Annotated in this window: 16 protein-coding genes and 1 tRNA gene; 2 read left to right on the top strand and 15 right to left on the bottom strand. The window is 64.1% G+C overall.

The genetic code is table 11. The features are described from left to right. Positions 1 to 55 precede the first annotated feature (55 nt). From H7A85_RS18320 to H7A85_RS18305, 4 genes are all read right to left on the bottom strand, one after another. The gene (locus H7A85_RS18320; protein WP_182421961.1) at positions 56 to 1,018 is read right to left on the bottom strand and encodes an aminotransferase class V-fold PLP-dependent enzyme; all 963 of its coding nucleotides are present in this window, start codon (positions 1,016 to 1,018) and stop codon (positions 56 to 58) included. 559 nt (positions 1,019 to 1,577) lie between these two features. Continuing rightward, the gene (locus tag H7A85_RS18315) at positions 1,578 to 5,399 is read right to left on the bottom strand and encodes a vitamin B12-dependent ribonucleotide reductase (RefSeq protein WP_182421968.1); all 3,822 of its coding nucleotides are present in this window, start codon (positions 5,397 to 5,399) and stop codon (positions 1,578 to 1,580) included. Between the two features lie 394 nt (positions 5,400 to 5,793). Beyond that, positions 5,794 to 6,291 carry a xanthine phosphoribosyltransferase gene (gene gpt / locus H7A85_RS18310; protein WP_182421960.1) on the bottom strand — a complete coding sequence of 166 codons (498 nt, stop codon included), beginning with the start codon at positions 6,289 to 6,291 and terminating at the stop codon, positions 5,794 to 5,796. A 67-nt stretch (positions 6,292 to 6,358) separates the two neighbouring features. Next, on the bottom strand, positions 6,359 to 7,135 hold the full coding sequence (locus H7A85_RS18305) for a competence/damage-inducible protein A (protein WP_244631273.1): 777 nt from the start codon (positions 7,133 to 7,135) through the stop codon (positions 6,359 to 6,361). 163 nt (positions 7,136 to 7,298) lie between these two features. Between H7A85_RS18305 and wrbA the strand changes: the two genes are divergently transcribed. Then, the gene (gene wrbA, locus H7A85_RS18300) at positions 7,299 to 7,898 is read left to right on the top strand and encodes an NAD(P)H:quinone oxidoreductase (protein ID WP_182421959.1); all 600 of its coding nucleotides are present in this window, start codon (positions 7,299 to 7,301) and stop codon (positions 7,896 to 7,898) included. Positions 7,899 to 7,956: 58 nt separating this feature from the next. Here wrbA and H7A85_RS18295 read toward each other — a convergent pair whose 3' ends face one another. Together H7A85_RS18295 and H7A85_RS18290 are read right to left on the bottom strand one after the other, a co-directional pair. Beyond that, entirely contained in the window at positions 7,957 to 8,154 is a 198-nt protein-coding gene (locus tag H7A85_RS18295; RefSeq protein ID WP_182421958.1) for a hypothetical protein, read from the bottom strand. Positions 8,155 to 8,404: 250 nt separating this feature from the next. Continuing rightward, positions 8,405 to 8,490 (bottom strand) — tRNA-Leu (locus H7A85_RS18290). A 354-nt stretch (positions 8,491 to 8,844) separates the two neighbouring features. Between H7A85_RS18290 and ilvA the strand changes: the two genes are divergently transcribed. Further along, on the top strand, positions 8,845 to 10,098 hold the full coding sequence (ilvA, locus tag H7A85_RS18285) for a threonine ammonia-lyase IlvA (RefSeq protein ID WP_182421957.1): 1,254 nt from the start codon (positions 8,845 to 8,847) through the stop codon (positions 10,096 to 10,098). Here ilvA and H7A85_RS18280 read toward each other — a convergent pair. The 9 genes from H7A85_RS18280 to H7A85_RS18240 form a co-directional block, all read right to left on the bottom strand. After that, positions 10,095 to 11,063, bottom strand: a complete 969-nt coding sequence (locus H7A85_RS18280; RefSeq protein WP_244631272.1) for an alpha/beta fold hydrolase — start codon at positions 11,061 to 11,063, stop codon at positions 10,095 to 10,097. The genes ilvA and H7A85_RS18280 overlap by 4 nt on opposite strands. 64 nt (positions 11,064 to 11,127) lie before the next feature. Further along, entirely contained in the window at positions 11,128 to 11,649 is a 522-nt protein-coding gene (locus tag H7A85_RS18275) for a GNAT family N-acetyltransferase (protein WP_182421955.1), read from the bottom strand. 10 nt (positions 11,650 to 11,659) lie between these two features. Then, a complete protein-coding gene (sseA, locus tag H7A85_RS18270; RefSeq protein ID WP_182421954.1) occupies positions 11,660 to 12,520 on the bottom strand; it encodes a 3-mercaptopyruvate sulfurtransferase in 861 nt (286 codons plus the stop codon). A 59-nt stretch (positions 12,521 to 12,579) separates the two neighbouring features. After that, a complete protein-coding gene (locus H7A85_RS18265) occupies positions 12,580 to 13,311 on the bottom strand; it encodes an alanyl-tRNA editing protein (protein ID WP_182421953.1) in 732 nt (243 codons plus the stop codon). 6 nt (positions 13,312 to 13,317) lie between these two features. After that, complete coding sequence (locus H7A85_RS18260; RefSeq protein WP_182421952.1) at positions 13,318 to 14,355, bottom strand: cysteine synthase A; 1,038 nt, start codon at positions 14,353 to 14,355, stop codon at positions 13,318 to 13,320. A gap of 137 nt (positions 14,356 to 14,492) precedes the next feature. Further along, positions 14,493 to 14,813, bottom strand: a complete 321-nt coding sequence (locus H7A85_RS18255) for a hypothetical protein (protein ID WP_182421951.1) — start codon at positions 14,811 to 14,813, stop codon at positions 14,493 to 14,495. A 5-nt stretch (positions 14,814 to 14,818) separates the two neighbouring features. Continuing rightward, positions 14,819 to 15,073, bottom strand: a complete 255-nt coding sequence (locus H7A85_RS18250) for a hypothetical protein (protein WP_182421950.1) — start codon at positions 15,071 to 15,073, stop codon at positions 14,819 to 14,821. A 106-nt stretch (positions 15,074 to 15,179) separates the two neighbouring features. Then, entirely contained in the window at positions 15,180 to 16,313 is a 1,134-nt protein-coding gene (locus H7A85_RS18245; RefSeq protein ID WP_182421949.1) for a DegT/DnrJ/EryC1/StrS aminotransferase family protein, read from the bottom strand. Between the two features lie 175 nt (positions 16,314 to 16,488). Beyond that, positions 16,489 to 17,610 carry a glycosyltransferase family 4 protein gene (locus H7A85_RS18240; RefSeq protein ID WP_244631271.1) on the bottom strand — a complete coding sequence of 374 codons (1,122 nt, stop codon included), beginning with the start codon at positions 17,608 to 17,610 and terminating at the stop codon, positions 16,489 to 16,491. Positions 17,611 to 17,644 lie beyond the last annotated feature (34 nt).

The following is a 17,644-nucleotide window of genomic DNA, read 5'->3' as shown; positions in this document are numbered from 1 at the left end:
ACCTGCCGCCGCGCTATGGCCGGCTGCGCCACCCCAACCCGCTTCGCCGGCCACCTCAACCGTGGTCGCCAAACCTACCATGCATTAGATTTGAACCGGACCACCTGATAGGGGCAGGCCAACACAGTATGGCTTGCATCTCGTCGCGTAATCCGGATATGCGACGCTCGTCCGCCGCACCCTCACGGGACGCGATGCGGCACGCCTCCCCAAATCCGGCGGCAGCCGGTACGTTGGCGGTTCCCGCATGACCAGCCGCTTTGTCGGCGATGGTCGAGCGAACATCATTTCCGACGAGCGCGCCGATGCCCTTCGGCCCGTAGAGCTTGTGGGCATTAAGGACCAGGTAGTCGATAGTCCAGTCGTCGCTCCGAATCTCGATCCTCCCGGCGCCTTGGGTAGCGTCTACCAGCAGTTCCGCACCCGCCCGGTGAACCATTTCGGCGATGACCTCCAGCGGGTAGATGGTGCCGACCTCGTTGTTTGCTGCCATCATACAGACAAGATCCGCGCCGTTGGTCAGCGCCCCCGCGAGCGAGGGCAGCGAGATCTGGGCGACGTCATCGACGTCTATCCACGCTACGGTCGCCTTATCGGCCTCTACCATCGCCTGTATTGGTTCGAGTACCGCCTTATGCTCGACGCGAGAGGTCACAATGCGTAGCGGACCGTCCGACACTTTTTTGAGGGACGCGATACGGAACGCGAGCGCCGCGGCTTCCGTCGATCCCGACGTGAAGCGAACATTGGAAGCAGATGAACCCACAAGGGCGGCGACTGCTTCTCTCGCGTCTTCCAATACGAGAGATGCCGCCTGGCCGTATGCGTGGGTGGCGTTACTCGCGTTTCCGAATGTTTCCGTCATCGCTTTGACCACGACTTCGACGACGCGCTGGTCCATCGGCGTGGCTGCTTGGTGGTCCATATAGATCGGACGCAAGGAGGTCGACCGAACCGAATACATGTCGGAGAACCCCGCAGGTGTAGGTGCGATCGCGTCTGTGAGGCCTGCCGTCATCGTATATCCGCGGTTCTTCCTGTTTCCACCTCGTCGAGGAGACAGAATCACTTGCAGAATTATCGCACAGAGGCACGGGTGCGTCGAACGGGCTATGAAGTACGGCGATCTGTGCCCAAGCCGCTGAAGGCCTGTGTCCGACGGATGATGCGAGAGGTGTGACTCCGAGATATTCACGAAAAGGGCCTGGGAATTCTACTGGCGCCATCCTCTCCAGAAGCATCGCAGCCGAAGCTCCAGCAAAGTTCGCCGCCGCATCGCTCCATCGCGATCGAAGCGACGCGCCGACGGAGGACGCATGCAGGACCAAAGGCCCGGGCAGGTGAGGACTGCCCGGGCCAACGTTCAGTGGTCTCTGGTTTTCTCCTCACCCAATCATCGAAGAACTGAGCGAACTTCCCGCGGGATCGAGCGAACCTTTGCGACGCCGAGCGAGATTCGGTGACGCGTCAGGCCAACTGCCCCGATTAGGTGAGGCAGTCGAATGACGGCATCGAGTGCGAACTATGGGCGCCCGAGTACATCCTTTGGGCGCCGTGACACATCCGCCGCTTCCGTATCAGGAACAGCCCGACGTGCTGCCGCATGTGTCGCACTTCAGGCAGGTTCCGTTGCGTACCATGGTGAAGTTGGAGCATTCTGAGCACGAGTCGCCCGTATACCCTTTCATCAAGGCTTGGGCCCGGCGCTCGGCGCTTGTCGCCTTGGCCTGCGGCTCGACGCGGGCGATGTCACGGTCCGATGCGGCGAAGGCGAGCGGGCTGTCGAAGAGGCCCTGCGCCGGGGACACATCGGCCGTCGGGGCCGGTTCTGCGACCGGTGCGCTTTCGTAGTTCCGCTTGAAGGCCGTTGCCTGTCCGCCCGCAAGAGCGACCGCTCCTCGTCCCGCCGAGGCTGTCACGGCAACGGCGCGGGGGGCTGCCGGCGGGGTCGGGGTCACAGCTTTCGGCGTCGGCGTTCCAGCCGAACCCTGCGGCTCGCCGGACGACACGAGACGGAACTTTGCCGTCTGGCCGCGCACCATCCCCGAGGAGATCGGCAGCGGAGCCGGCTTGTCGCCTTCCACGCCGCGACCGATCGTCGAAGCACCGAAGTCCTCCGGCTGAACGTGGGCAAGGTCATGGCGGCCGAGGTAGGACACGGCGAGTTCGCGGAACACGTAGTCGAGGATCGACGTGGCGTTCTTGATCGCCTCGTTGCCCTGCACCATGCCCGCCGGCTCGAAGCGGGTGAAGGTGAAGGCTTCGACATACTCGTCCAAGGGCACGCCGAACTGGAGGCCGAGGGAGATGGCGATCGCGAAGTTGTTCATCATCGCACGGAAGGCGGCGCCTTCCTTGTGCATGTCGATGAAGATCTCGCCCAGACGCCCGTCGTCGAACTCGCCGGTGCGCAGATACACCTTGTGACCGCCGACGATCGCCTTCTGGGTGTAGCCCTTGCGGCGGTTCGGCAGCTTCTCGCGCTCGCGCGTCACCCGCTCGACGATACGCTCGACGATGCGCTCCGCGACTTCGGCAGCCTGGACGGTGGCGGGGGCGGCGGCGATCAACGCCGCGGTCTCCTCGACGATATCGTCCTCGTCGTCTTCATCCGCAATCAGCGACGCGTTCAAGGGCTGGGAGAGCTTCGAACCGTCGCGGTAGAGCGCGTTCGCCTTGAGGGCGAGCTTCCACGACAGCATGTAGGCGCTGTTGCAATCCTCGACCGTCGCGTCGTTCGGCATGTTGATCGTCTTGGAGATCGCGCCGGAGATGAAGGGCTGCGCAGCCGCCATCATGCGGATGTGCGACTCCACCGAAAGCGATCGCTTGCCGATGCGGCCACATGGGGTGGCGCAGTCGAAGACGGCGAGATGCTCGTTCTTGAGGAAGGGCGCGCCCTCCAGGGTCATCGCACCGCAGACATGGACGTTGGCCGCCTCGATGTCCTTGCGGGAAAAGCCGAGGAACGGAAGAAGCTCGAAGGAGAAGTCGTTCAGCTGCTCGTCGGAGATGCCGAGTGCATCGCGGCAGAAATCTTCGCCGAGTGTCCACTTGTTGAAGGCGAACTTGATGTCGAAGGCGCTTTTCAGCGCTTCGTTCACAGCCGCGATCTCACCGTCGCCGAAGCCCTTCGCGCGGAGCGAGCCGGGGTTGATCGCCGGCGCCTGGTTCAGATTGCCGTGGCCGACGGCATAGGCCTCCATTTCCGCGATCTGCGCCTCGGAGTAGCCGAGCGTGCGCAAAGCCTCGGGAACCGCGCGGTTGATGATCTTGAAGTAGCCGCCGCCAGCGAGCTTCTTGAACTTCACCAGCGCGAAGTCCGGCTCGACGCCAGTCGTGTCGCAGTCCATCACGAGGCCGATCGTCCCGGTCGGCGCGATCACGGACACCTGTGCGTTGCGATAACCGTGCTTCTCGCCGAGCTCCTGCGCATTTGCCCAAGCCGCCTTGGCGCGAGCCGAAAGCCGCTTGTCCTTGAGCGAGGAATGGTCGAGGGGAACCGGCTCGACGGCCAAGCCCTCGTAGCCGTTGGCCAACCCTTGCGCGGCCCGCGCATGGTTGCGGATGACGCGCAGCATCGAAGCGGCGTTACGCTCGTAGTCCGGGAAGGGTCCGAGCTCACGCGCCATCTCGGCGGAGGTCGCGTAGGACACGCCCGTCATGATGGCCGAGAGGGCGCCGCAGATCGCGCGGCCCTCGGCCGAAGAGTAGGGGATGCCCGCGGTCATCAGGAGGCCGCCGACATTGGCGAAGCCGAGGCCCAACGTGCGGTAGTCGAACGAGCGCTGCGCGATCTCCTTGGACGGGAACTGCGCCATCAGGACCGAAATCTCGAGGACGATGGTCCAGAGGCGGGTGGCGTGCTCATAGGCATCGACGTCGAACCGGCCGTTCGCTTCGCGGAACTGCAGGAGGTTCATCGAGGCGAGGTTGCACGCCGTGTCGTCCAGGAACATGTATTCCGAGCACGGGTTGGACGCGCGGATCTCACCGGCTTCCTTGCAGGTGTGCCAGTCGTTGATCGTCGTGTGGAACTGAATGCCCGGGTCGGCGGACGCCCAGGCGGCATACCCGATCTGGTCCCAGAGTTCGCGCGCCTTGAGCGTCTTGGTGACCTTGCCGCTGGTGCGGGCGATCAGGTCGTGCGTCTTGTCCTGCTCGACGGCCTGCAGGAAGGCGTCGGAAACGCGAACCGAATTGTTGGAGTTCTGTCCGGCCACCGTCAGATAGGCTTCGGAGTCCCAGTCCGTGTTGTAGACGGGGAAGTCGATGTCCGTGTAGCCCTGACGCGCGAACTGGATGACGCGCTTGACGTAGTTCTCGGGAACCTGGGCGCGCTTGGCATCCTTCACGGCCCGCTTAAGGGCAGGGTTCACGTTCGGGTCGAAGCATTCTTCGCCTGTGCCACCCTCGCAGTTCACGCAGGCCGACAGGATCGCCTTGAGGTGCTTGGAAACGGTCTTGGAGCCGGTGACGAGGGCGGCGACCTTTTCCTCCTCGCGCACCTTCCACATCACGTAGTTCTCGATATCGGGATGGTCGATATCGACCACGACCATCTTGGCCGCGCGCCGCGTGGTGCCGCCCGACTTGATGGCGCCAGCCGCACGGTCGCCGATCTTCAGGAAGCTCATGAGGCCAGAGGACTTGCCCCCGCCGGCCAGCTTCTCGCCTTCGCCGCGAAGCTGGGAGAAGTTCGAGCCGGTGCCCGAGCCGTACTTGAAAAGACGGGCTTCACGAACCCAAAGGTCCATGATGCCGCCTTCGTTGACGAGGTCGTCGGCCACGGACTGGATGAAACAGGCGTGCGGCTGAGGATGTTCGTAGGACGAGGCCGAGCGCGTCAGTTCGCCCGTGCGGTAGTCCACGTAGAAGTGGCCCTGGCCCGGTCCGTCGATGCCGTATGCCCAGTGAAGGCCGGTATTGAACCATTGCGGCGAGTTCGGCGCGACCTTCTGGGTGGCGAGCATGAAGGCGAGCTCGTCGTGGAACGCGCGCGCATCGTCTTCGGAGGCGAAGTAGCCACCCTTCCAGCCCCAATAGGTCCAAGTACCCGCGAGGCGGTCGAACACCTGACGCGCGTCCATTTCCGAGCCGTAACGCTCACCCTCGGGCAAGGCGGCGAGCGCCTCTTCGTCCGCGACGGAGCGCCACAGCCAGGAGGGAACGTCGTTCTCCTCGACCTTGCGAAGCGCCTTCGGGACACCGGCCTTGCGGAAATACTTCTGCGCCAGGATGTCGGAAGCCACCTGGCTGAACTGCGCGGGGACGTCGATATCCGCAAGACGGAAAACGACCGACCCATCCGGGTTGCGGATTTCGCTCGTGGCCTTGCGGAACTCGACGCTCGCATAAGCGCCCCCGCCGGACTGCGTGTATCGGCGCTCGATCTTCATGCCCATCGTCATACCCCGTGCCTTGGGACCGAGCCCGAGCACACGTTTCCTGCCGACGGTTTGAACACCGAAGTGGGAAGTCGCTCGCGGTCGATGATTCTTAGATTGTCGTTACCACTATATATGGTGTGTCAGGAATTGCGACCACCAAGGGGTAGCGAAGCGGTGGATAACCAAACTCGGCGATATCGGTGAATTTTGAGAAAACGTCGTCGAGGTTCGGATGGAGAAAATTCGCCGCCGACATCCGGTTCCCGCCCGATGGAGTTATCCACAGGGGAGACAGCGCACGCGGCTGAGATGACGATCGCACGACAGGGCGCTCTCCGCATCCAACCTAAGGCGAGGAGGCCAAATCACCCTGGGACGAATGTGAATGCTGGGGATAACCGTCTTAGCCGGCGGAACCTTTCGAGATCGGCGCCTGGAACGTCAGGCCGAGATCCCACGGGAAAAAGATCCAGGTGTCCTGGCTGACCTCGGTGATGAACGTATCCACCAACGGGCGCCCCTTCGGCTTGGCGTAGACGGTGGCGAAATGCGCCTTGGGCAGCATGGCGCGCACGAGCGCGGCCGTCTTGCCGGTATCGGTAAGGTCGTCGACGATCAGAATGCCGTCGCCATCGTCTTCGCGAAGGGCGGGGGCAATGTCCTTGAGGACCTGGAGTTCCCCCTGCGTATCGTAGTCGTGATACGAGGCGATGCAGACCGTCTCGATCAGCCGCGTGCCGAGTTCGCGCGCGATGATGGCCGCCGGCACGAGCCCTCCGCGCGTGATGCAGACGATGGCCTTCCAGTCCGACCTTTGCCCCGCCAGCCGCCAAGCGAGCGCGCGCGCATCGCGGTGGAACTGCTCCCAGGACACGGGGAAGGACTTCTCTGGGCTCGACATCGCGGCAACTCCTCATCGGGGACGCCTGCGATATCGTGTCGCTCGGCAGGCGGCAAGGCGGAAGAGGTCAACCCTTCGAGGCGTTCGCCTGCGCAAGCCGGTCGATCATGGCGACCACCTCCGCTCTTGCGGACTCCAGCGCCGCCTCGTTGCGCGAGCGAACCACGAGTTCGGTCGAATAGCGGTTTCCATCGAACTTCGGGTAGGAGCCGATCGCCGTCTCGGGATGCCGCTTCTGGATCTCGCTCAAGGGGCCGCCGATATCCCCTTCGCCCAAGGGGCAGGGGATGGCAACGCTTTTCATCAATGCACCGGCCGGAAGCGTGGGAACCACCTCATCCAACATAGCGGAGAAGATGGACGGCACGCCCGCCATGACGAAGACGTTGTCGATCCGAAAGCCGGGCGCGACCGAGATCGAGTTGTCGATGAGGCTCGAGCCAGCCGGCATGCGGGTCATGCGCCGCCGCGCGTCCGTGAAGGGGAGGTCGCGGCTGGCATAGTAGTCTCCGAGGCGACGTTCGGCTTCCGGATGGACAGTAACCTCCAGCCCGAAGGCGAGGCCCACGGCATCGGCCGTGATGTCGTCGTGCGTCGGGCCGATGCCCCCGGACGTGAAGACGAAATCGTATCTCGTGCGCAAAGCGTTCAAGGCGGCGACGATGTCGTCCGTTTCGTCGCCCACGATGCGAACTTCACGAAGATCGATACCCGACAGGGTCAGGACCTGCGCGAGATGAGCGATGTTGCGGTCCTTCGTCCGACCGGACAGGAGCTCGTCACCGATCGCGAGCATGGCGGCTGTATGAATACGCGGTTCGGGCACGTTCGATATCTCCTCCATGTCTCTCCATTTACGCTGGAAGCGGAGGGAGTCGGAAGAGCGTAGCGAGCGCGATCTCGCGTAGACGGACCGTCTTCGTCGGTGCTCTCGTTTTCCCTACCGTTTCCCGCTCTAACTCTGCGCACTGCGGCCGGGAAGGGCCAATGACGCAACGCGAGGCTTTATGACGAAAGTTCTGGTTCTCTATTATTCCAGCTATGGCCACATCGAGCAGATGGCCAAGGCCGTCGCCGAAGGAGCGCGCGAGGGCGGAGCCGAGGTGGATATCCGGCGCGTTCCCGAGACCGCACCGCCGGAAGTGGTCAAGGCAGCCGGGTTCAAGGCCGACCACGACTTCCCCGAAGCGCAGCCGGACGAGTTGGCGGCTTACGACGCGATCATCGTCGGCACGCCCACGCGCTACGGCAATATGTCCTCGCAGATGGCTTCGTTCTGGGATCGCACCGGCGGCCTCTGGGCACAGGGCAAGTTGATCGGAAAGGTCGGTGGCGTGTTCACGTCCTCCGCTACCCAGCATGGCGGCAACGAGGCGACCATCTTCTCCGTCCACAAGACCTTGCTGCACCACGGCCTGGTGATCGTCGGCCTGCCGTATTCGTTCCAGGGGCAGATGGCCATGGACCAGATCGTCGGCGGCTCCCCCTATGGGGCAACGACGATGGCGGGCGGCGACGGCTCGCGTCAGCCGAGCCAGATCGAGCTGGACGGTGCGAAGTTCCAGGGCCGTCACATCGCTGAGATCGCAGGCAAGCTTTCCGCCTGATGTAACCGATCCGATCGCGGCATTCGCCGCGATCGGGCCATCTTGGTGTCTTGGAAGATTACTGCGCGATCTCTCTGAGATCCACGGACGAGATCGTCGTTTCCGCGTCATGGGCTAGCGCGTCGCGCAACTGCCTCAGAGCCTGATTGTCGCTTCGGAGATGAGCCAGGAAATCCACGGTGTTCTCGTCCTGGAATTCTTTCCAGGGATCGATCGGGGCACCGGTCTGTAGTGAAATCCTCTTGATGTCGGTCATGACCGAACCTCCCCGAACCGCCTCCGAATACGATCTTGCCCGCATAGAAAAGCATAGGGCGTGTGGGGACACAAATGAAACGCCTGTCATATACGGTGCGCGGACGACGATGCACATGCCATTAAGACCTGGTTCGTTGGGATGTGCATAACAAGTTGTGCGCGAACGCAACTCTGAATTGTCTAAAATACCAGTTTGTTCGAGCGTGCGAACCATCTCGGTTCGATCTCCAGCGCGCACGATCCGCGGATGGTGCGGGCGGCGGGACTCGAACCCGCACGTCACGAGGGACAACGGATTTTAAGTCCGTCGCGTATACCATTTCGCCACGCCCGCTGCGGCGGCTCTCGGAAACGCACCGCCTCGTCAGCGTTTATCGTGGACTGATCCAGCGGGAAAGCCGCGGGAAGCCTATCTTTACAACTTCGTCTCGATCGCGCATGAGCAGGCCGTGATCACTCGGGAAGTGGGGAGCGCGCGATGTCCATGACTGTCACGATCTGCGGAGCCTCCATTTCGATTATCGGCGCCGGCGCCCTTCGAGTCTGACGCTTTTCCGCAAGACATCAGACCCGAGCGCGACCGGCCGCGGCCGGGATCGACGGTGATCCCGAACCGCAATGCGCCCGCCAGGCTGCAAGCCTGCTCCCTTCCGGCATCCGCGAACGGCATGCCATCAGAGATCACCTCATGTCCCATCCCGATTTTCGCCTCGGCGTCGAAGTTGCCGACCAAGCACTGCGCGAGCTGTTTCCCGAAACGCCGTTGCAGCTCAACGAGCATCTGTCGAAGCGCTACGGCGCTCGCATCTTCCTGAAGCGCGAGGACCTGACGCCGGTCCGCTCCTACAAGATCCGAGGCGCCTTCAACTTCATGCGCAAGCGCATCGAGCGAGGCGAGCAGGCGGGGGAGTTCACCTGCGCCTCGGCCGGCAATCATGCGCAGGGGTTCGCCTTCGCATGCCGGCACTTCGGACTGAAAGGGCGCATCTTCATGCCGGTGACGACGCCGCAGCAGAAGATCGACAAGACACGGATCTTCGGCGGCGAAGCGGTCGAGATCGAGCTCGTCGGCGACTTCTTCGACGACTGCTACGCGGCCGCGCGCCGCTACAGCGAGACGACGGGCGCCGCCATGGTGCCGCCCTTCGACCATGCGGACATCGTCGAGGGCCAAGCGAGCGTCGGCTTGGAAATCGAGCGGCAGCTGCACGGCGAGCATCCCGACCTTCTCGTCCTGCCCGTCGGGGGCGGCGGCCTTGCGTCCGGCCTGACGCTGGTTTTCGAAGGCGGACAATCCCCCGATATCCGCCTCGTCGAGCCGCTCGGCGCCCCCAGCCTTCGCACCAGCCTGATCGAAGGCAAGCGGACCAAGCTGGAGCAGATCGACGGGTTCGTCGATGGCGCGGCGGTGGCCGAGATCGGAGCGCTACCCTTCGAGATCCTCAGCCGCTTCACGCCGGAGCACGTCCTTCTTTCGCCGGAAGGGCGTATCTGCCAGACGATGATCGAAATGCTCAACGTCGAGGGCATCGTTCTGGAGCCAGCCGGCGCGCTCGCGATCGACGCGTTGCGCACGCTGGGTCCCGAAATCCGCGGCAAGACGGTCGTTCTCGTCGTGTCTGGCGGCAATTTCGACTTCGAGCGTTTGCCCGACGTGAAGGAGCGGGCGCTTCGGTTCGAGGGGCTGAAGAAGTACTTCATCCTTCGGCTGGCCCAGCGCCCCGGCGCGCTGCGCGACTTCCTCGCGCTGCTCGGACCGGAAGACGACGTGTCCCGCTTCGAGTACCTGAAGAAGTCCGCGCGCGATTTCGGCTCGATCCTTCTCGGTATCGAAACGCGCAACGCGGCCAACTTCGAGACCCTCTTCGCGCGCTTCGCCAAAGAGGGAATCCGCTATCAGGACATCACTGACAACCAGATCATTTCGGATCTCTTGATCTAGTTCGGCACCGATCGCCGAATCCATTCGGCGATCTCTTCCGCCAATCGATCGGTCGTGTTCGGGGACACCGCATCCCCCGCGATCAGATGCTGCGACGGGTCGGTGCTGTCGTCCACGATGATCGTGTCGTGCGCGCCGCCCCACCGGGCGGAGATGGCCTCCGTCTTCGCCGGGTTCACCACCCGGTCGCCGCGCGAGTAGACGAACAGTGCGGGAAGGCGAAGCTGCGAGACGTCGAGATGGGCGGCGATCTCGACCAGCCGGGCCATCGGCAGAAGCGCGAGCGTCGGATAGCTCCTCGTCCAGGTCTCGTCGACCGTCATGTCGGCACGGTCCGAGGAGAACGTTTCCGGGCCGAGATAGGGAACGGTCTCCCGCGCGAACGGAAGCGTCAGCAGGAACGAGCGCCAGTCGGCGACGCCGAAGTTGGGCGAGATCTCGACCAGCGCCGCCAAATCCCTGGACAGTTCCGCCCGGCTGGCGCCGACCGTCGCGAGCGTCGCGCCCGTGGACGTGCCGATCACGACGACACGCTCACCGATTAGCCGGCCAACGGCCAGCGCCTCGGCGTAATCGTCGATCCAGTCGCCAACGGTAGCGTCCGCCATGGCTGCGCCGTCACCTCCATGCCCCGCAAGGCGCGTGAAGAAGAGGTTGGCGCCGAGCTTCTGCGCCACTTCGTCCGCCAGCGGCCGCGTTTCCCCCTTCGACGCCGTGAAACCATGGATGTAGACGATCGCCAGCGGCGTCTTCGCTCGGGATGCGGGATAGGCCCAGACGATCTCCTTTTCGGTGCCCGGACGAAGGTTCGCAACCGCCTCCTCGGTCCGCTGGAGATAGGCGACCGGATCGGTACCGATGGTGGTCTCCGAGACGTCGCTGCTCAACCGTGCCGGCTCGCGCGGGCCGAAAACCCAGACGAAGGCTCCCACAATGAGGAGGATGCCGATCAGAACGGCCGCCACGCGCAGCACAATTCTTCGCCGACGCCCGGGCTGCACTCGTTTCACGTCGGGAACGGCGTTGGGTTCAGTCGTCATAGGCGGGGGTCGCCACTTCGCGGGTCGAAACCGGGCGGAAGCCGAGCTTGCGATAAAGCGGCAGGGCGGCCGGGTGGTCCAGCGTGTTGGTTTCAACGGTCAGCGCGCTCGGCATCTCCTCGAACCCTGCGATGATCGCCTGCGACAGAAGAAAGCGCGAAAGCTTCTGGCCCCGGAAGTCGGGCATGATCCCGAAATGCACGAGGCGAGTTTCGCGCGGAGCTCGCCCTGCGTCCAGCTCGAACCAGCCAGCAGGCGCTCCGTCGCAGTAGAGGATGCGCATGCGCACGTTCGGCGCATGGATCTCGCGCGCCAGCGCATCGTCGCCGAGAATGCGCGAGGTCCAGTGATGGCCCTGGCCGACGGCGGTATAAAGATAGCGATAGTAGGAAAGCGGGATCTGCCGAACGCGCAGCACATCGTAGACCCGCCCGTTTCGCGGGGCAGGCACAGGCGGCTCGGGAGCTTGATGCATCACGAGCTGGGTGACGGTGGTCGTCAGGATGCGCATGGAGTTGAGGTCACGCCTTCGGCTTGGCGGGTCCGCTTTCGACAGGTGTATCGGACTGCGAACCCCATTCGGTCCAGGAGCCGTCATAAAGCTTCACGTCGGCTTTGTGGAGCGAGGCCAGCGCGAAATTGATCGTGGCCGCCGTGACGCCCGATCCGCAGGATGTGACGATCGGTGCATCCACATCGAGACCGGCTTGCTCGAACAGAGCCGTCAGCTCTTCGGCCGGCCGCAGCCGCCCTTCGTGCGAGAGCGAGGAAGCGGGCAGGGAGCGGGTCCCCGGCATATGGCCGCCGCGCACGCCGGCGCGCGGTTCGGGCGCTTCCGCCGTAAACCGTTCCAATGGTCGAGCGTCGGCAATCTGCCGCGAACTGCCGCTGACGATCGCGCGCATGTCCGAAAGGTTAACCACCGCACTCCGATCCAGCACCGCTTCAAAGTGCGCTGGGGCTGGCGACGCTTCTCCGGTCTCGATTGGCCCCCTTCCGGCGACCCAAGCCGGGTATCCGCCATCCAGGATCCGAACGTCCTTGGCTCCGAAGGTCCGAAACATCCACCAGACCCTAGGTGCCGAGAAAAGGCCCATCCCATCGTAGACGACGATCGTATCGGTATGCGAGATACCGAGCCTGCCGGCTGCCTCGGCGAACTGGGCCTGTGTGGGCAATGTATGGGGCAGGCCGGTCGCGTGGTCGGCGATCTCGTCCTGGTCGAAGAAGACGGCCCCAGGGATATGACCGGCCAGAAACTCCGCGTGGCCGAAACGCTTCTGCGCCGGCAGATACCAGGAGGCGTCGACGACGGAGAGGCCGGGCCGGCCGAGATGGGTCTCGAGATCTTCGGCCGAGATCAGAAACGGGTTGGCGCTCATCGGGCCGTTCTCCTGTCGAGCGACCACCTCTTCCCGGGGTCGGCTCGTTTGTCGGTGAGTTAGGACGCCGCGTCCGCGAAGCGAAGGCGGAAGCGACGGTTCGTGCGCCCCTTCTTCTCGATCTTGGACACGAAGACTTCGCCGACTTCCTGCGTTTCGCCGACATGCGTGCCGCCGCATGGCTGCGAATCCACCGCGCCATCGCGGCCGATCGCGACCACCCGCACGCGCCCGGAGCCCCTTGGTGGTCGGACATTGGCGGATTTCACGAGCGACGGATTGGCGTCGAGTTCCGCGTCCGTGATCCAGCGGGTGAACACCGAATGGTTCTGCAGTACGAGTTCGGCGAGCGCTTCCGTGACCGCTTCCTTCGTGGTTTCGACCTCCGGCATGTCGAAGTCGATACGCCCTTCGTCCTCGCCGACGGCAGCACCGGTCACCGGATAGGGGCAGGCGACGGTCAGGAGATGGAGCGCGGTGTGCATTCGCATCAGCCGGTAACGGCGGGGCCAATTCACATGCAGGACGATCGTTTCCCCGATCTCCGGCAGAACTCCGTCCGAGGCGTGAAGCACGATCGCCGAACGGTCCTCGTTGTAGCGCGTGTCGAGGATCTCGATCCGGCTTCCATCCGCTCTCTCGACGAAGCCGACGTCGCCCGGCTGGCCACCGCCTGCGGGATAGAAGTTGGAGCGATCGACGACGAGCCCACGCTCGCCGTTGAGCGCGACGACGCGCGCTTCCAGCGTCGAGAGATAGGCGTCTTCCAGATAGGCGGCTTCGGTCGGCATCGGCGCTCAGACCGTCTCGAAGGGAATGTCGAACTCGACGCGCTTTTCCATCCAGTTGGGGACTGGCAGGTTCTTCTCGCGCAGGAAAGCGGGGTTGAAGAGCTTGGTTTGATACCGGTTGCCGTAGTCGCAAAGGATCGTCACGATCGTGTGGCCGGGCCCGAGCTCGCGCGCCATGCGGATGGCACCGGCGATGTTGATGCCGGACGAGCCGCCGAGGCAGAGGCCTTCGTCGCCGATCAGATCGAAAATGATGGGCAGCGCCTCCTCGTCGGGGATCTGATAGGCGAAATCGGGTGTGAACCCTTCCAGATTGCCGGTGATCCGCCCTTGCCCGATCCCTTCCGTGATGGACGACCCCTCGGAGGCGAACTCGCCGGTCGTGTAGTAGCTGTAAAGCGCGGCACCAAGGGGATCGGCGATGCCGATCTTGATGTGGCTGGAGCGTCGCTTCAGCCCCATCGCGGTGCCGGCGAGCGTGCCGCCCGTGCCCACGGCGCAGATGAACGCGTCGACCTGACCATCGGTCTGCTGCCAGATCTCCTCGGCCGTGGTGACGACGTGCCCGTCGCGATTGGCCGTGTTGTCGAACTGGTTGGCCCAGATCGCGCCGCCCGGCTCCGTGCGCGCGAGCTGATCGGCGAGGCGTCCGGAAAGCTTCACGTAGTTGTTGGGATTCTTGTAGGGGACGGCCGGCACTTCGATGAGGCTGGCCCCCATCAGGCGGAGCGCGTCCTTCTTTTCCTGCGCCTGCGTTTCGGGGATCACGATCACCGTCTTGTAGCCGAGGGCATCGGCGACGAGCGCAAGGCCGATCCCGGTGTTGCCGGCCGTCCCTTCCACGATCGTTCCGCCGGGCGCCAGGAGACCTTTGGCCTCCGCATCACGGATCATGAACAGTCCGGCCCGGTCCTTGACCGACTGGCCCGGGTTCAAGAACTCCGCCTTGCCGTAGATCTCGCAGCCCGTCAGTTCCGACGCCTTGTGCAGACGGATCAGCGGCGTGTTGCCGATGGCATCGATGACGGAATTGTATCTGGGCATCAGGATCTCGGGCACCGGAATCGTTTGGAAGACGGTAAGGTGCTGCAGCCGGGCGCACAAGGAAGGGCTTGCTGCGTCGGAGCCGCCTGGGAGAAGGCGATACCATGCGACGCGTGCCGACGGCCTTTCAATGCCGTTCAGGCACGGCCGACCGTCTTCATGGCGCGCAGGCTGTCGCTGCATCGCATATGGGCCTCCGGCACCCTGCGAAGCGCCTCGCACATCGCCCGCAGATCGGTCTCGACATGCGGGGTCCAGCCGCAGGGGCAAGCGAACTCGCCGACATGGGCCTGGGCGACGTCGCGATACACGGCTCCCAAGGCTTCGGCGAGCTGTTCCAGCGCGATGATCGGTGGCGTTCCGCCGCCTCGCATCGCACTCTCGAAGGCTTGGGACACGGCCTGACGGATATCCAACGACGGGTCGAGCGTGCGGGACGGGCGGAGCGTACGCGTCATGGCGATCAGCGTTCCCCGGATGGACGAGCGCCAAACACCAGCGGATCGCGATCGGTCGAATCCAGAAGGTCGATGATCCGGCGCGTCCGGGCGTCCAGGCCTTCGTAGACACCGAACTCGTCCATTTCGCCATGGCGCAGTCGCCGGATCGCGCCCCGAAGTTCGCCGATGGAAACTTCGGTTCGAACCATCTCGTGAACCACGATGGCGCTGACGGGACCGAGAATGGCCAAGACGTCGACAGGCGTGACCGCACTCATGGAAAACTCTCGCAGGATCGATGCGGGAGTTCAGTAACAGATGACGTTTCGGGCGCAAGTCCCTGCGATCAAATGATAATTATTCCAATTCCAAGCTTCGAACGGTTTACGCCAGCGCCTCGCGCGCCGCCCGGATGATGCGATCCTGCGCATCCTCGCCGAGATAGGCGTGCATCGGGAGGCTGACGACGTCCTCGCACAGCGCATCGGATACCGGAAGGGAGCCGCCCGTGACGGGCCAGCGGCTATAGGCGGTCTGTCGGTGCAGCGGCTTTCCGTAATAGATGACGGTCGGTACGCCCTGCTGTTTCATGTAGGACATGAAATGGTCCCGTCGCCCCGTCGGCAAACGGATCGTATATTGCGCCCAAGTCGATACGACGTCCGTCGCGATCGCCTGCGGAGCCACGACGTCCGACAACGCCTTCGAGTAACGTGCGGCGATGCGCATGCGCGCTTCGATTTCTCCGGGGAACAACGCCAGCTTTTCCACGAGGACGGCTGCCTGGAACGTGTCGAGGCGGGCGGTCAGCCCCAGCCGGACGTTTTCGTACTTGTCGCTTCCGCTCCCGTGGATACGAATCGAGCGCAGGATCGCGGCAAGCTCGTCATCGTGCACCTGCAATGCGCCGCCGTCGCCGTAGCAGCCGAGTGGCTTGGCCGGATAGAAGCTCGTCGACACCACGTCCGCCCACCGGCCCGCCATATGCCCGTCCAGGGTGGAGCCGAACCCTTGCGCGGCATCGGAGATCAGCTTGAGGTCGAACTCGTCCGCAAGCGCGCGAATGGCCGGATAGTCCGCAATCTGCCCGAACAGATCGACGGCGATGATCGCACGCGGCTTGATGGCGCCGTTCGCGATCGTTTCTTCGATCGCAAGACGCAGGCTCCGGGGGTCGAGGTTGAACGTGTGGGCGTGCACGTCCACGAACACGGGCGAGGCTCCCACGAGACCGACCACCTCGGCCGTCGCGGCGAAGGTGAAGCTCGGCACGAAGACCGCATCGCCCGGCCCGATGGCCCAGGCCATCAGCGGCATGGTCAGCGCATCCGTTCCCGAACCGCAGGAGATCGTATGCTTCATCCCGGAGAAGGCCGAGAGCCCCGATTCCAGTTCGGCGACATCAGGACCCATGATGAACGATCCCTCGTCCATGATCCGGGAGAGGCGCTTTTCGACACGGCTACGGATGAGGTCGCGTTGCGTGGCGAGGTCGATGAAGGGGATCGGCTGGCTCATCTCGTTCCTTCGGATCGCGGCGTCGATCGGGCATCTCCGGCTCGAAGCGGAGAGGTCCACGATCATGCAAATGTCATGGGCGAGAGGGCTACCTGTTCGCGCGGGCAAATCAAGCGCCCGTTCGCTGCAGCGCATCACGTTTGGTGCGGCTTTCTGGCGCCGCGTGATGGGACCCTTACGTCAGAAGGGATCGATACAGGGTCTGGACGCTCCCCATCACGTCGGCTTCCGTGTAGCCGTCGCGCACGCGCCGCGCCGCCGATCGACCCATTCGCGCCAGTAAATCACGATCCGTCGCGATGCGGAGGATCGCGTCTGCCAAGGCTGCGGGATCGTCCGGGGGGACGACGTAGCCGTCGAGCCCTTCGCGCACGAAGCTGCGGCAGCCCGGCACATCCGTCGTCAACGTGGGGCGACCGCAGGACGCGGATTCCAGAAGCGTTCGCGGAAGCCCTTCGCCCCCGCGCGAGGGAAGACAGGCGAGGTGATGCGTTTCCCAGACATCACCCACGGAACTCGTTGGGCCATACCAGGAGATGCCGGGCTCCCTCGACCATGCTCGCAGCGTCTCGACAGGTACGGCCTTCGGGTTGGAGGGATCGGGCGCGCCGAACAGCGAAAGTTCGACATTCGCACCTCGGGCGCGGGCCAACCGCGTCGCCTCGACCGCCGTGTCGATCCCCTTCGACCAGAGCATGCGTGCGATGACCGCTATCCGAACCGTCGGACCACCGGGCATCGGGTATTCCGGCAGTGCGATCGGATCGATCCCCGCGCCTCCGACGATGGTAACGTTCGGCTGGTTCGGATCGAGGCCGAGGAGCCGAGGATCGTCCTCGTTCTCGAAGAGGTAGCGCGTTCCCTTCGATTCCAGCCAACCTCGGATCAGCCCCCGAACGAAAGCGCGGGCTGCGCGGCCGATCACGTCCGTCCGGGCTCCCAGAAAGCCGAGGCCGGTCAACGCGTAGACGCGCTGCCGGCAGCCGACCAGCCGCGCCGCAGCGCCGCCGAGGAGGATCGGCTTCAAGGCGATGCAATGCACGATCGCGGGCGATTCGCGTCGCATTAGTCTAGCGAGGCGGAAGGTGGTCGCAAGGGCCGAAAAAGGGTTCAGGCTTCTCCGCTCGGCCTCCAGCGCGATGACGCGCGCGCCCGTCGCGGCGATGATCTGGTGATGTTCGCGCACCCGGCAGATCACCACCACATCCAGTCCCATCTCCACGCCAGCACGCGCCATGGGCAGGAAATGGGACGCGAAGAACCAGTCCTCGGTGGCGATGAAGGCGAGTTTGGGCAAGCGGGAAGGGCCTTCGATCGGAGACGTATGATCG

This window comes from Aureimonas sp. ME7 (assembly GCF_903970965.1).
GTDB lineage: Bacteria > Pseudomonadota > Alphaproteobacteria > Rhizobiales > Rhizobiaceae > Aureimonas.
The sequence above is the reverse complement of the archived record's forward strand: the minus strand, read 5'-3'. Positions and strand labels throughout refer to the sequence as shown.